Source organism: Acidithiobacillus concretivorus (assembly GCF_018853445.1).
GTDB classification, from domain to species: Bacteria; Pseudomonadota; Gammaproteobacteria; order Acidithiobacillales; family Acidithiobacillaceae; genus Acidithiobacillus; species Acidithiobacillus concretivorus.
In genome coordinates, this window is the sequence record NZ_JABELD010000113.1 from 1 (window position 1) to 13,575 (window position 13,575).

Below are 13,575 nucleotides of genomic sequence, written 5' to 3' on the forward strand. Positions count from 1 at the left end.
CCCGCCGCTGGATGGCTGGAAGATCGCCGAGAGCTGGTTGCCTCTTCTGGGTATTCACCTGAGTCGTGAATCCCGCGCCCAGATGAATAAATGGGGGATGATATTCATACTGGCGGTGAGCTTCGGCTTTGTGGCTTTCCACGGTTTCTATCACTAAAAACCCGCGTCACGCTTGCATTTTATGTTGTAGTGTACTAATAATGCGGATATGCTTTGTTTTCGCATAGTTGACTTTTTTTTGCTGGTTTTAAGTTGTAGTAATTACGCATACTGTCAGGAGGGAACTTCTTTGAATAAGGTACAATTTCTGGATCTCATGTCTCGCAACGGAGATATGCCACGAAGTCAGGCGGAAAAGGCTCTGGCGACGGTGGTTCACTCCATCTCTGATGCGCTGACCGTTGACACTGACTTGCGGCTGCAAGGATTGGGCACCTTTTCCGTTGTCGAGAAAGAAGCCCGCAAGGGGCGCAACCCTGGAACCGGGGAGGAAATAACCATCCCGGCCTGTCGTGTTGTCCGATTTCGACCATCCAAAGCCATCAAGGAGGCTATCCATGGATGAGAACGAACAGAACACCGAACAACATCTACATCTGCACAAGAAACCAAAGGAATCAGGAAAGCGGTTGACCTTGATTCTGGTGGCAGCGTTTGCGGCATTTACCATCCTATTTTTCATCATCGGCAAATTCATGGGTGGACACCCTGCGGCCTCTGTAGCACACACTGCTGTTCCCGCTGCATCGGCTTCGCAGACGGTACATCAGGGATCTTCTTCTTAGCGGTTGTTTTGCGGATATTGGCCCGCCAATTAAGGCGGGCATTTTTTGGGGGATTGGATATGCAGCTTTCACATCTAAAACCGTTTGCTGGACTGGTCAAGCGTCACGACGGGACGATCTTGCCCATTGTGAAGACGGAGTTGGTTGACAGCTTTGTGAAGCTACATATCCAAGGCTCTGTTGTTGATTTTTGGGCCACGCCAGAAGAATTGTATTTTCGGGGATACCGGCTGTTGTGTGCCAAGCCTGCCATCTGGGATCTCTGGAGCCGGGTCATTTGCGCTCCAGAGCAGGCGCAGGCAGGTGCCTTTGCGGTGCATTAGTTTTGCGGTGCCACTCTCCCAGAGTGCGGCTGTATTGCCCGTCTTTCGCGGGGCGGGCTTTTTTGATGATAACGGATCTGACCATTATGCAAACAAAAGCTGCTTTATGGGCCATTAACCTTTTAGAAAAAACAACCATGCCAAAGAGCAAGGCGTTCAAGTTGGCCGCAGAGCAATTTGGCCTATCTGCTGCATCCATAAAGCGAGAGGTTGTTGCTAGAAAAGGTGAAGAATGGTTGTCGGCGCGTGACGAAAGAATGATGGAAAAATACCGCCCTCAATATGCAGCAAGAAATAGGCGGTCTGGTCAGCTATGTCGTCAGCTCGACAAGCACTTACGAAACATTATTAAGGAAGATATTTAGGAGATTTTTATGATCTGGTTACTCGGTGTCATTGGCATTCCGATTCTAGTAGTCGCCCTGCTGTTCTTCTCAGCGGCAGAGGATTTCATGCAGATTATCCGTTTGCGGATTGACTTCTCCCGGATGTTCGGGGATTTGATCCATGTTTTGCTGATTCTGATTATTGGCGCTCTGGCAGAGCTGTTCTTTTTGTATCAGCTTGTCGTGCATGTTTTGTAATTGGAATTGAAATGCTGAATTCGCAATTCATTCTTGGCATAAACGAAGAAATCACCGTCGATCTGTTTGCAGGCGGTGGCGGCATGTCCACGTCGATTGAACAGGCTATTGGTCGTTATGTGGATGTGGCGGTAAACCACAACGCCGAAGCAATCTCTATGCACGAAGCCAACCATCCCCAGACCCGGCATTATATCGGTGACGTTTTCGAGGTTGATCCGAGAGCGGCGAGTGATGGACGTGCAGTAGGACTGCTACACCTGAGTCCTGATTGTACGCACCATTCCCAGGCGTCGGGCGGACAGCCAAGAGATCGGAAAACGCGGGCGCTTTCCTGGGTGGGCAAACGCTGGGCAGGTCAGGTAAAGCCCCGCGTCATCACGCTGGAGAACGTGAAGCAGATCCTTCAGTGGGGTCCACTGGTAGCCAAGCGTGACAAGACTACTGGGCGGGTACTGAAACTGGATGGCACTGTGGCCGAACCGGGTGAAGTGGTCCCACTTAGGCAGCAATACCTGGTCCCAGACAAAAAAAAGATTGGTCGGACATGGCAGGCTTTTGTGTCTCAGCTTCGTGATATGGGTTATGCCGTAGAATGGAAAATCCTTTGTGCCGCCGATTTCGGGGCTCCGACAACGCGGGAGCGGTTGTTCATGGTGGCCCGCTGCGACGGGGAACCCATTTGCTGGCCGGAGCCTACGCATACCAAGGTCAAGACCAAAGGCAAAAAACTCTGGCGATCCGCAGCCGAGTGTATTGATTGGTCCATCCCGTGCCCGTCTATCTTCGAGCGCGAAAAGCCTCTGGCTGAGGCGACGTTGCGACGCATTGCGCGAGGGCTAAAAAAATATGTTCTGGATAGTGCGGACCCGTTTATTGTGCCTATCGCGCATTATAACGGGCGGGATGCCTGCCAGTCTGCCCAGGAGCCGTTACGCACCGTAACGGCCTATCCAAAAGGCGGGACTTTTGCGGTGGCCTCTCCAGTCCTGGTTCAAACCGGCTACGGGGAAAGGGCAGGACAAGCTCCGCGATCTCTGGATCTGGATGCGCCTCTTGGAACCGTGGTAGCCGGAGGAACGAAACATGCCTTAGTCAGTGCGTATCTAGCGCATCTACGCGGTCACTGTGATGCGCGAGATGTTGAAGACCCATTGATGACGATTAGTGCTGGCGGGCAGCATCATGGCGTTGTCAGTGCCTTTTTGTCACGGCAATTTGGAGCCAGTATTGGTCATGGGGCCGATACGCCGCTCGGTACGGTTACAGCAGGAGGCGGCGGGAAAAGTGCAGTGGTGGAATGTGCGCTGTCCCCGAACGACGAGGCCGCTGCGCTTCGTGTAGCCGCTTTCCTGGTTCGGTATTACGGTGAGGGTGGCCAGTTGGGGAATTTGCATGATCCCATGGCTACGATCACGACCAAAGACCGGTTGGCTTTGGTGACAGTGCATGTTGAAGGCACCCCGTATGTCATTGTGGATATGGGCTTACGGATGCTGCAACCGCGTGAGTTATATCGCGCCCAGGGCTTCCCGGATACCTACATCATTGAGCATGGCCACGACGGGCGGAAGTTCTCAAAATCCGCTCAGGTGCGTATGTGCGGTAATAGCGTGTCTCCGCCGCCCGCCGTCGCATTGATTCGTGCGAATTACACGGATGCGAGCCGGAAAAGGATGGTGGCGTGAAAGCTATTTGTATTTTTAATCAATACGAGGCGCATTTATATGATTAAAGATGAACCAAAAAAAAAGCAAAACATTCCCTTATCAACAACGGATAACGTATCGCCAAGCAGTCAAATCATTACCGTAATGAACCGTGCTACTTACGGCGATGTTTTTCCCCGCCAGCCTGACGACACGCTGGCTATGCTACAAGAAAAGGCCGGTAAGTTAGGTGCCACAGGGGTCACTGGTGTTCGCCTGGTGCCAATGTTAGATGAACGCGGGATCCGAGTGATGATGGCTTATGGGACGATAATATGTTTAGAAAATTAACAGAACTGTTTTTTATGCCTTGGATGATAACCCTTGGGCTTTTCATGGCTTTTTGTGCGTTCTCCGGTTTCCGTTTTTCTGCCAATCTGGACGGCGTGACGCGGTTTTTCGCCCTGCACCCTTTTTCGCTGTATATCTTCTGGATAATCCTGCTCGCAGTCGGATTGTTTTTTGTAGTGGGCTATCTAGTGCTGTTCATGGTAGAAAATGTGATGCGGCCCCATTGGGAGCGTTACAGCGAAAAGAAAAAGGGAATCATTTTACTGCTTGCCGTTATCATCGTCGTGTCTGTTTTAGGGTTTGTGTCTACGTTGAAGCCGTCCATGCCTGTTTCTGTTAATACTTCCAAACCAATAGTGAAAAATATTCAATTCGTACGGGGAACGCCGGTACTCTTTGAAATGCCTATTCCACTGACAGCGACGCAGATTGCTAAAGAAAAGCGTCAAGATGCGGCTTTTGCCAAAATGGTGCAAACAAAGAATCTGCCAAAGCCTTATATAAGGGTCCGAAACAAAATCATTCATGGTCGCGCCCAGATAACACAAATTGGGCCAGATACTTACCAGATTAAAATGCTTCATAGGGCAAAACCATGAATCCACCGTACCTCTGCCTGTTTTAAGGAGGCATACTTATGAGTAAATTGACAGACATTTTGCCAAACTTGGAAAAATCTTCTCATTTTTCCAGTTATGATTTGAAAATAACCATTGCCATTGGTTTTTCTGTAATGATGATTGTCTTGTTTTACAAGGTCTATTCATTTTATAAAAAGGCTCACACTGAATCAGTGCAATCCGGTGAAATTACAAGTGAAGAGTTCATAAAAGTGTCAGTTTGGCCATTTACTATATTTATTATTTTCTTGATTATTGAGCTTACGGGGCTTTATCTGTGGTTTTATATGCCGTTTAACCTGTGAATATCAATGATGAGTAACATGAATCCACCATACCGCTGCCTGTTTTGTGGCGCACCCAGTTGGCGCGAATCTGGCGAACAAGTCCCGCTGCCGGATTATTGCCATGAGGAAGATCATGGCACGCCAGAGGAATACCTGGACGGAGCTGGTGAGGCGCATGAATTTTTTAGGTTCGCGCAAGAATACACGGAGATACGCGAATCAATCAGTAAAAATTATTCTTTAGCGGATAATTTTGTGACTGCCAAAAATATTTTTGATTCTCGGTGCTTTTTTCGGAGTTAAGTTTTTGTGACACTCTCTCCCAGAGAGCGGTTGTATTGCCCGTCGAGTTGGGCGGGCTCTTTTAGAGAAAATGAGGTTTTTCATGGAAAAGATACCCAGCCGATACGGTTGTCAGCGTTGCAATTTTGGTATGAATGTTCCTGGAAATGAATGGTGCCCTCATTGTGGGTTTAACTATTGTGATGATATGACGGAATTTGATAGAGCTATCGGGCTAATGGCGTGCGACGAAATGACCGATAATGTCATCAATCGCGCGATGGAGACGGGCGAAGGCAGAGAAGATGAAAGACTTGTTTAAGAGTGCTTGCCGCATAAATCTAACCAACTAGATATTAAAGGAAATTCATATTATGAACACCAATTTACCTCGTTCGCCTGAAATTGCCAGAAATGCAGATTTTAAGGATGGTTATGCGGAAGGTATTAGGGATGCTTCTGCTATTGCTATGAAAATGCCGCTTTCCAAAGAGTGGACCGAAATCACAGACAGAATCAGCGACACTACGGTACAAGCGATGGCCTGGAGAACATCCATGGCGATTTTGAAGAAGTTGCCGAAACCAGATGCAACCGTCAATCCCGATACGGCGGGTGCCATCCTGGAGAATGCGCGTTATACGGTACAAATTGGCACAACGCTTGATAGCCTCAAAGATCGCTTTGCACAGGAATTGCTGAATCTTTTAGCAGACTACCCGGAAATCTTCGTTTTTGGCCGTGAGCATGAATATGGCATTGGGTGCGGAGTGGAACTGCAATTAAAACTCATGAACTTGGCTAAAACGGACGCAGAGAGAACCGCAGCTATGAATGTGGTAGGTGTCAGTTACCGGCCTTGCTGATAGTGAATGGGCGTGAAAACTATTCATGTAATCAGCGTGTCTGGTGGTAAAGACAGCACGGCCACTTTGCTAATAGCCTTGGATCGAGTGCCCAGAGAAAATATCCAGGCGATATTTTGCGATACCGGCAATGAAATTCCGGTCACTTACAAATATCTGGATGATCTGGAAAGGCATCTGGGCATACAGATAACACGACTCAAAGCGGATTTTAGTCGTGAAATTATCGCTAAACGGCGGTTTGTCGCCCAGGATCAACGCACCCGACGCGAATACAAAACGGCTCCGGTGTTTGATGAAAATGGAAATCCTGTGCCGAAACGCAACAAGAATGGAAACATCTTGTATCGCACTGTTCGGCGCGGTGGCGTTTTGACACAAGAAATTGTCCAGAAAACGCGGAAAATTGGTGGCGGTCATAAGGTACGCTGGTCTAACAAAGCTAAACGACGCGCAGTAAATGCCCTACATCCTACGGGTAATCCATTTTTGGATTTGTGCTTATGGAAAGGCCGTTTTCCTTCCAGTATGGCGCAATTTTGTACGGAAGAATTGAAAAGAAATATAGCCGTAGCCTATCAGTTACAACGCATTGACCAAGGTTTTCATGTGGTGTCGTGGCAAGGTATTCGGCGTGACGAATCGCCCAATCGCCGACATGCCAAAAAAACAGAGCGAATTGGCCCTGGACTTTGGGCTTTTCGGCCCTTAGTGGACTGGACCGCACAACAAACCGTCAATTTTGTACGCGATCAAGGTTGCCCATTGAATCCATTATACAGCCAAGGGCAAAGCCGTGTTGGGTGCGTCTGCATCAATAGCAATAAAAGTGATTTGGCTCAAGTGTCGTTTCGGCATCCCGCAGAAATAACAAGGCTGTCTGAATGGGAACACATGGTCAGCCAAGCATCGAAGAGAGGATATTCGACGTTTATGTGTGATGCGGACGACCGTGAAGACCCCCGCGCCATTTTCGCAGACCTGAACATTCATGCTCAGGTAGCTTGGGCCAAGGGCGAAAATGGCACGATGGACCTATTTTCGGATAACGATCTGAATCTACCAGCTTGTGCATCTTCTTACGGACTTTGTGAGTAATAGGAGAAAAAATGAAGATACCATCTACAGACGCAGCTTTTGCCTTTGTTATGGCGGTTTGTATTCTTGGCTCTCTTGGGTTAGGTATAAGCTTATTTGTGGGCGAATGTAAGGAATCGAAATGCGGATTGAGGATACCGATCATTTTTTTGTGTGTCATTTTTGCAGCAATTAATTCTTTTTTATTGTACACGGACATTGTGCATCCACATGAATTGGATACGCCTGCAAAGTATCTGCCAAAGACACGTCTTGGCGGATACGAATCATAAAAAATGAGTAATAGGAGAAAAAATGACGATACCCTTATCAACAACCGAATCTGCTTCTGACCCACAGCAGGTTGTCAGCGTTATCAACCGAAGAATCTACGGGATGATTATTGCGCAACAGCCAGAGGAAACCTTGAATATGCTGAAAGAAAAGGCCCGCAAAATGGGTGCCACAGAGATCACTGGGGTTCGCCTGGTGCCGATGGTGGATGAACGTGGGGTTCATATCATGATGGCTTATGGTACAACTGATTTATAAAAAGGAGGGCAACAGTGTCGATAGCATCCATTTTTTTCTGTGCGTTAATTGTTTTGCTTATTTTCTCTTTTGGGATGAGTGTGCGTGATTCTATAAAGAAGCGCGAGGATGGGTGGCCAGCAATCACGTTGATTGTGGCATTGATCAGTATTGCTTACCCGCTTATCCATATTGCTGTGATCAAAAGCGACTATCATATAAACCAAAGTTGTTCACCGGTTGATAGTCCAAAAATGGAGTTATCTATGCTGCATCATGCGGCTAGTCAGCATGTCAAAACACTGGATGGCTACATGATAACTGGCGTTGGCACTTTTTATTTTCTGGGCAATGGTGAAAGTGGTAAAAACCGAAAAGTTTCTACCTATTATGCGTATAAACATGGTGGTGCCGCCTACTTTTCGAGTTACCGGAAATACAGTAGCAATGCGTCCACTCATTTGAAGGGGCTTGAGCGTCTTGCTCGTCAGTGCGTAATGAATGGTTATCATCCGGCTTGCGAAAAGATGGTCAATGCTTTCACCTATACACCGGGTTGGGTGCCTATCCTTCCTGAAAGCAAGCCAAAGCTTTTTATCAATGCGGGAAAGCCACTTTTAATTACAAGCTTGGCACATGCAAACCAGACAGATTTCAAGAAAATCCATTAAGGAGTATCACCAATGCTTACATCCAAATAAGGATTAACGCGATGACAAAAGTAGTTCTACAGCGCCATTTTTCACTGTATCCGGGCATGGCTGTTCGCGCCCATGCAGATCATCTAACGCTGGCGTCGGTGGATGAAATCAAAACGCTACAGAAATCTGGCTGGATGCCGGTCGGTTCTGTAGAGTTTTGCCTAGCAGCTATGATTCATCAGGAAGTGGACCCGTCCTTTGTATCCAGCTATCCAAAACCATTGCAGGGTTTCTTACACAGAAAGATTTGGCTGGATACCGTGGCAGGCGTCATAGCGAATGGCCGCAGAGTTTTTGTGAAACCTTCCGCTCGCCAAAAGCTGTTTACAGGCTTCGTATGGCCGGATGGTGATGGACAGGAAATCGCTCTGAAAGACTTGCCAGCAAATGATGTGCTTTGGTGCGCGGATCCAGTGTCATTTACCCAGGAATGGCGGTACTACGTTTGCAACGGCAAGGTCTTGGGTGCGGGTCGCTACGACGATAATGATGCGGAAGATCCTGTTTTTGAAATGATGCTGCACTATGCGGCAAGTGAAATGGCGAAGCAGTATCAGGATGCTCCGGCGGGATACAGCATAGACTTAGGAGTGCTGGATGACGGCAAGGTAGCCTTGGTAGAAGTGAACGATGGGTGGGCACTGGGCTTTTATTCAGGTTCTTGTGCTTCGTCGGATTATTTTGATCTTTTGTGTGCCCGATGGGATGAAATAACAGGGATAGATCATGGCTGATGATCTCGTAAACAGGCTTCGCGCCCTGGCCAACAACTACCAGCATGACGATCTTTCGATTGCGGAAGAAGCGGCAGAGGAGATCGAGCGGCTGAGAGCGCAGATTCGTTTGCTGGAAAGTTATATAGGTTGCCCGTGCATTTCGGAACAGAAAAACCATGACCGCTGACCTTTCTTTTTTCGCGTGGATCTGGCTGGTGATTCCCGCCGCCGTAGGATTGCTGTTTATATGGGTTATCTGGTTAGAACTGCGGCAGATTTATCGCAATTTCCAGGTCTGGATTCGTAGAGAGCATTAAATGGACGATATTTTATGGGTTTTTAATGCAAAAATCCTGTTTTCCATGGCGGGCATTGGCGTTTTGATGATTTTGCTTGGGTGGTTTCTCTTTAGAAGAGAAAACGAAAAGATTGGTGACACCCTTGGGATTATTGGTGGAATAATAATTATTATAGCGGAGATTGTCTCTGGAATAGGCACGAATTATAACGTACCAGAATCATGGCTTAGAAACCTACCTGTTGCAGAGAAAAAGATGATGCGTAATTACATAGAAAAGAAGCACCAACCCATTAGCGTATTCGCGTTTAGATTCATCCAGGCCGACTATTACATCAAGACCCATGCCAAAGCAGAGAAAGAACAGCAGGATAAGGACGATTTAGAGAAGATGCACAGCCCCGCCATAGCAAAGCAACTGAAAGCCATCGGCAACTAAAATGGATTGGAGGCATTAATGATTTGTGACGATTGTGCGAAAGCACGAAAAAAACACACGGATCCAGAATTGCTTGAATGCAAAATCGGCGTGATCCATTCTGGTGTGATTTTTACACCGGCGCTGCGGCTGCAGCTATATTGTTTCACTACATACAAGGAGTCTTATAATGAGTAAAGTCTGCCATGAAATGAATGACCATGGATCTGTCGAGAAACGTACACTGGGAATACTGGGCAGAGTCTTCATCGTTATATGTATAGGTATTCCTACCATTATTATGGTGAACTTGGCTAGCATTTGGTCCGAGATGGGAAGAATTACCTACGTTTCTCCGGATAGGATATTTGGATATTTCTTCGCGCATCCGACCTCTGAAATTTCTGCTGCCATTATGCTTGTCTTTTTGTTGGTGTATGGACTGATGGTTCCAGGAAAAATAACTAGATAATGAAACTACAAGGCAAAATCGGGCTTGCTGCAATCACTTTGGTTCCGTTTGGAACTGGGTGGTTGTTTGCCTCTCTTTTCCCTGACATACCACGGAAGAGCTTAATGGTAACGACCCCGTTCTATCTATGGGCGGGTAATATGTGGTTACTCGGTTTAGTGGTTTGGATGACTTTGTATGGCATCGTTATGGTTGTTTTCACGTTACTGCTTCTTATGTCACAGCTAGGGCTAACCGTCGTTATTGCGAGAGCCTTTACATTGGTAGATCACTTCTGGAGGTCCAGAGAAGATGTCGATAAGCGTTAAGAAAAAAGCCGCCCTGGTGACTTTCGCTATTATGGTTACTGGCATCATAGCCATCATTGCATTGGCGCTTATCCCTATCGGCATCATTTACGGGCTTGCGCTGATTTTTGGCTTTTCTCATAGTCTGAACAATATCATCTATATCATGATGGTGGCGGCCTTTGTCTCACCGTTCTTTTTCTTCATTGGATGGGCTTCTTACGACTTGATTCACGAGTTGTATGTGGAAGTCGTCTATTTTCTGGATACACGCAGGAGGCAGAGATGAGGATAGCCATAGATGCCGATAATAACAGGCCATCTTCAGACCCTCAGTTCTATTTTCAAGTCTGGCTTCGAGGCTTCGGTATGACAGAATTTCTAAAATCATTAAGGAGCTGATATGATTTTTTACACCGGCGCTGCGGCTGCAGCAGTCATGACTGGAGTTTTGCTATTGGATCGCGGTTACGGCATCGGCACCATGCTCCGTTCTGCTCAGGGGGTGCGCGGAAAAGACTTATCCTGTAATTGGGCTGCTCAAGATATGGCTAGGGATTATTTTCTTCGCTGTTACGCTTTCCCCAAATGGGCCAGCATCTTGGTATTGCTATTAACGCTGATCTCTACCGTGTGTTTTTTGTTCACTCTCTTTACATGGAACCCCAAAAGTCTATTTGTAATCATAGAAGAGATGTCTTTAATTGTAATGTCGATCATCGCCCTGCTCCCGCTCAGGAAGTCCCGGAAGGTTTATCTGAAGGGGTTGTTATATTCTTATGGCAATAATAGACAGAATCTACTAAACATGATCAAGGAATCAAAAGTTCAGCAACCATCACTGTTTATTGACTGGGTAACGCTAAAACCTTCCTGGATCGCCCTCAGTATTTTGGGAACAGCTTTGATGGGCGGTGCCCTATTAAATTTTCCAGGCATGATGAATGCGCTACATTTGCCGATCACGTTATCAATGTGGATACTGGAAGCAGCTAATTTGTTTTCTATTCCGATATTTTTAGGCTATGGATTGTTAGGAGTATTTCCTTGGCCTTCGGCAACTGTACCTGATAATGTTTACTATCCGTTGTTGGTACTGAAGCGTGCCATCGAAAAAGGCAATATATGAGAATAGCCATAGATGCCGACCAGGTGCTTTTCGATCTCGTTTCGCCTTGGCATACGCTCGCAGAGAACACCCTAAACCGGAAGCTGGTCGAGAAGAACCAGCGGTACAATTTAATGGATCGTTTTGGAATTTCCAGAGAGGAATACTATCGCTGCTGGGCAGCTTTTAACCGCTGGGATCTCTGGAAAAAATGCCCGGTCATCCCGGAAGCCCTGGAAGCGGTAAACACTTGGCTGAAAGCCGGGCACGAAGTTTTTGTTATTTCCGCCGTGGATGTGGATGCGCGAAGATCGCGCCAGAAGGCTCTGGATAATCTGGGCTTACGCCAGGTGCGATTGATGGGTGTGGGCTTTGGGGGCAGCAAATATTATCCGCTGCGGATTCTGGAACCGGATATTTTCGCAGACGATTTGTGGACGCATTGCCGTGAGGCGGTGGATGCCGGTGTGCCCAATGTCGTGCGGATTGCCGGTGGTCATGATGGTGGCGGGGATCCGGTCCCCGGTGTTTCGGTCTTGGAAAACATAGGAGAGATGCTTGTTAAGCAGAGAAATTGTCGCGTTGGTTGAGGGTGCCCTGGATTATTCCTGGCAAAGTGCCCAGGAAATCGCGGATAAGCTGGAGATCCGGTTTCTGACGGCCAGAGAATGCCTTACCCGTCTGGAAGTTTCTGGAAAAATCGTAACGCACGGGAAAAAGCCCATACGTTATCGCCTGCGGGTGCGGGTAGAAAATACGGGATCGGAGATTCGCTCCGAATACCGAGGGGAACCCCGGCCATACATGCGGCCTGGGAGTTATGCTCCGCCGGCTCGACCGACGATCACGCTGGCGGAAAGCAAACCGGATTCCAAGCGGGATTCGGAATGGTGAGTTTTTCATTAAAAAGGAGAAATATTGTGACCAAGGAAGAATTCGTGAGTCTGATGGCAACGCACGCGGGAATTTCAAAAAAGGATTCTGAAAAGGCGTTGCAGGGGTTTAAGCAGGCGATTACGGATGTGCTCAGATCGAGTGGCCGCCAGGCCATTCCCGGTCTGGGGGTTTTCACCGTCGCCGAACGCGCTGCCCGTAAAGGGCACAATCCGGCTACAGGTGCGGAGATCGAGATTCCCGCGAAACGGGCCGTAAAGTTCAAAGCGGCGAAGGATCTGCAAGGTTTGTTGTCTTAGGAACAGAATCAGTACGGGGCACTTTCGTGCCCCATCACACGAAAAGGAGCAACATCATGTTTGGATTTGGAGAAAAACCCCAGGAACAACAAAACGCCACTTGCCCATGCTGCCAGACGCAGATGCAGGACATGGGAGCGCATGGCATTCGTATGGGTGGCTTAACAGGCTTGGGTGGTGCCGCTTTGGGTATGATCGGTGGCCAGTTGGCTGACGATGGTGAGGAAGCCTTCGAGAAAAAGCTGAAAGTGCAGGTCTTTGTCTGCCCGCAGTGTAGTGAAATGTCATTCAAGTATCATGGTGGTCTTTAATGCCGCTGTTCATTGAACCCCATGCTGGACCTGCACCGATTGTGCAACTTATCCAGTCAGCCCGGCGCGAGGTTAGCGTCGGGGTGTATTATCTCTCCGACCGCCCTATTCTCCGGGCACTGAAAGCCGCCCATCAGCGCGGGGTGGATGTGCGAGTGATTGTCGAGGGCAAACCTTATGGCATGAAGCCCTGGCAAGTGAAAAAGGAAGAACGCAAGATCGAGGCGACAGGGGCCACGCTGCACCTGGCTCCTTACCGCTTTACCAGTCATGGGGATCACTATGCTTTTCTCCATGAAAAGGTCGCCTGTTCAGGCTATGAATGTGAGATTGGTACGGCCAATTTTGACTGGAGTGCATTTCATCGTAATCGGGAGTATTTGTATGTCACGAAAGATCCTGCCGTGGTCAAGGCGGCAAACGCTGTTTTCAATGCAGACTGGAATAATCGACGCGCACCGGCCTATGCACACCGGATTCTGGTCCTTTCTCCGGGCACGTCTGCCGCGCAGATTATCGGCGTCATCGACCAACCAGGGCCGATAGAGATCGAGAGCGAGGAAATGGGGCCATACCGCCCGACGCTGGACGCTATCGCCCGGAAAGGTCATCTGGCCAGAGTGATCCTGCCCGCCAGTATCAATGCCCAGGATAAGCAGGATGTAGCCTTTCTGCGGGCACATGGGGTTCAGGTGCGCCTCATGGCGGTGAAGCCG

27 protein-coding genes are annotated in these 13,575 nt (G+C 48.2%); all 27 read left to right on the plus strand.

Annotated features, from left to right (window positions below):
- Positions 1-289: 289 nt before the first annotated feature.
- Positions 290-565, plus strand: coding sequence for an HU family DNA-binding protein (locus HJG40_RS12370; RefSeq protein ID WP_215864476.1), 276 nt, complete (start codon positions 290-292; stop codon positions 563-565).
- Positions 558-785 carry a hypothetical protein gene (locus HJG40_RS12375; protein WP_215864477.1) on the plus strand — a complete coding sequence of 76 codons (228 nt, stop codon included), beginning with the start codon at positions 558-560 and terminating at the stop codon, positions 783-785. Before HJG40_RS12370 ends, HJG40_RS12375 begins: the two co-directional genes overlap by 8 nt.
- Before the next feature lie 59 nt (positions 786-844).
- Entirely contained in the window at positions 845-1,108 is a 264-nt protein-coding gene (locus HJG40_RS12380) for a hypothetical protein (RefSeq protein WP_215864478.1), read from the plus strand.
- 62 nt (positions 1,109-1,170) lie between these two features.
- A complete protein-coding gene (locus HJG40_RS12385) occupies positions 1,171-1,473 on the plus strand; it encodes a hypothetical protein (protein WP_215864479.1) in 303 nt (100 codons plus the stop codon).
- Between the two features lie 9 nt (positions 1,474-1,482).
- Positions 1,483-1,692 (plus strand): hypothetical protein, encoded by a 210-nt coding sequence (locus tag HJG40_RS12390; protein WP_215864480.1) that lies wholly within the window; start codon positions 1,483-1,485, stop codon positions 1,690-1,692.
- Positions 1,693-1,703: 11 nt separating this feature from the next.
- Positions 1,704-3,380 (plus strand): DNA cytosine methyltransferase, encoded by a 1,677-nt coding sequence (locus tag HJG40_RS12395; RefSeq protein WP_215864481.1) that lies wholly within the window; start codon positions 1,704-1,706, stop codon positions 3,378-3,380.
- Between the two features lie 39 nt (positions 3,381-3,419).
- Positions 3,420-3,692, plus strand: coding sequence for a hypothetical protein (locus HJG40_RS12400; protein ID WP_226857435.1), 273 nt, complete (start codon positions 3,420-3,422; stop codon positions 3,690-3,692).
- Positions 3,677-4,291, plus strand: a complete 615-nt coding sequence (locus tag HJG40_RS12405) for a hypothetical protein (RefSeq protein ID WP_215864482.1) — start codon at positions 3,677-3,679, stop codon at positions 4,289-4,291. The genes HJG40_RS12400 and HJG40_RS12405 overlap by 16 nt, the downstream gene beginning before the upstream one ends.
- Before the next feature lie 38 nt (positions 4,292-4,329).
- Positions 4,330-4,617 (plus strand): hypothetical protein, encoded by a 288-nt coding sequence (locus tag HJG40_RS12410; protein ID WP_215864483.1) that lies wholly within the window; start codon positions 4,330-4,332, stop codon positions 4,615-4,617.
- 18 nt (positions 4,618-4,635) lie between these two features.
- Positions 4,636-4,902, plus strand: coding sequence for a hypothetical protein (locus tag HJG40_RS12415; RefSeq protein ID WP_215864484.1), 267 nt, complete (start codon positions 4,636-4,638; stop codon positions 4,900-4,902).
- A gap of 82 nt (positions 4,903-4,984) precedes the next feature.
- Positions 4,985-5,203 carry a hypothetical protein gene (locus tag HJG40_RS12420; RefSeq protein ID WP_010642752.1) on the plus strand — a complete coding sequence of 73 codons (219 nt, stop codon included), beginning with the start codon at positions 4,985-4,987 and terminating at the stop codon, positions 5,201-5,203.
- A 52-nt stretch (positions 5,204-5,255) separates the two neighbouring features.
- Positions 5,256-5,747, plus strand: a complete 492-nt coding sequence (locus tag HJG40_RS12425; protein WP_215864485.1) for a hypothetical protein — start codon at positions 5,256-5,258, stop codon at positions 5,745-5,747.
- 12 nt (positions 5,748-5,759) lie between these two features.
- Positions 5,760-6,845, plus strand: a complete 1,086-nt coding sequence (locus HJG40_RS12430) for a phosphoadenosine phosphosulfate reductase domain-containing protein (protein ID WP_215864486.1) — start codon at positions 5,760-5,762, stop codon at positions 6,843-6,845.
- Between the two features lie 11 nt (positions 6,846-6,856).
- A complete protein-coding gene (locus HJG40_RS12435) occupies positions 6,857-7,117 on the plus strand; it encodes a hypothetical protein (protein WP_215864487.1) in 261 nt (86 codons plus the stop codon).
- A 22-nt stretch (positions 7,118-7,139) separates the two neighbouring features.
- Positions 7,140-7,376 carry a hypothetical protein gene (locus tag HJG40_RS12440; RefSeq protein ID WP_215864488.1) on the plus strand — a complete coding sequence of 79 codons (237 nt, stop codon included), beginning with the start codon at positions 7,140-7,142 and terminating at the stop codon, positions 7,374-7,376.
- A gap of 14 nt (positions 7,377-7,390) precedes the next feature.
- Positions 7,391-8,026, plus strand: coding sequence for a hypothetical protein (locus tag HJG40_RS12445; protein WP_215864489.1), 636 nt, complete (start codon positions 7,391-7,393; stop codon positions 8,024-8,026).
- 41 nt (positions 8,027-8,067) lie between these two features.
- A complete protein-coding gene (locus HJG40_RS12450) occupies positions 8,068-8,790 on the plus strand; it encodes an ATP-grasp domain-containing protein (RefSeq protein ID WP_215864490.1) in 723 nt (240 codons plus the stop codon).
- Positions 8,783-8,959 carry a hypothetical protein gene (locus HJG40_RS12455; RefSeq protein WP_215864491.1) on the plus strand — a complete coding sequence of 59 codons (177 nt, stop codon included), beginning with the start codon at positions 8,783-8,785 and terminating at the stop codon, positions 8,957-8,959. Before HJG40_RS12450 ends, HJG40_RS12455 begins: the two co-directional genes overlap by 8 nt.
- Positions 8,949-9,089 (plus strand): hypothetical protein, encoded by a 141-nt coding sequence (locus HJG40_RS12460; protein WP_157999056.1) that lies wholly within the window; start codon positions 8,949-8,951, stop codon positions 9,087-9,089. Before HJG40_RS12455 ends, HJG40_RS12460 begins: the two co-directional genes overlap by 11 nt.
- Positions 9,090-9,509 (plus strand): hypothetical protein, encoded by a 420-nt coding sequence (locus tag HJG40_RS12465; protein WP_215864492.1) that lies wholly within the window; start codon positions 9,090-9,092, stop codon positions 9,507-9,509.
- A gap of 742 nt (positions 9,510-10,251) precedes the next feature.
- Entirely contained in the window at positions 10,252-10,536 is a 285-nt protein-coding gene (locus tag HJG40_RS12470) for a hypothetical protein (RefSeq protein WP_215864493.1), read from the plus strand.
- Between the two features lie 114 nt (positions 10,537-10,650).
- Positions 10,651-11,376: a hypothetical protein gene (locus tag HJG40_RS12475; protein ID WP_215864494.1), complete on the plus strand. Its 726-nt coding sequence runs from the start codon at positions 10,651-10,653 to the stop codon at positions 11,374-11,376.
- Positions 11,373-11,945: an HAD family hydrolase gene (locus tag HJG40_RS12480; RefSeq protein ID WP_215864495.1), complete on the plus strand. Its 573-nt coding sequence runs from the start codon at positions 11,373-11,375 to the stop codon at positions 11,943-11,945. The genes HJG40_RS12475 and HJG40_RS12480 overlap by 4 nt, the downstream gene beginning before the upstream one ends.
- Positions 11,914-12,249: a hypothetical protein gene (locus HJG40_RS12485; protein WP_215864496.1), complete on the plus strand. Its 336-nt coding sequence runs from the start codon at positions 11,914-11,916 to the stop codon at positions 12,247-12,249. Before HJG40_RS12480 ends, HJG40_RS12485 begins: the two co-directional genes overlap by 32 nt.
- 26 nt (positions 12,250-12,275) lie before the next feature.
- Complete coding sequence (locus tag HJG40_RS12490) at positions 12,276-12,548, plus strand: HU family DNA-binding protein (RefSeq protein ID WP_215864497.1); 273 nt, start codon at positions 12,276-12,278, stop codon at positions 12,546-12,548.
- Between the two features lie 56 nt (positions 12,549-12,604).
- Positions 12,605-12,859, plus strand: coding sequence for a hypothetical protein (locus HJG40_RS12495; protein WP_215864498.1), 255 nt, complete (start codon positions 12,605-12,607; stop codon positions 12,857-12,859).
- The coding region (locus tag HJG40_RS12500) for a phospholipase D-like domain-containing protein (protein ID WP_215864499.1) at positions 12,859-13,575 on the plus strand (717 nt) is incomplete at its 3' end. The genes HJG40_RS12495 and HJG40_RS12500, both read left to right, overlap by 1 nt.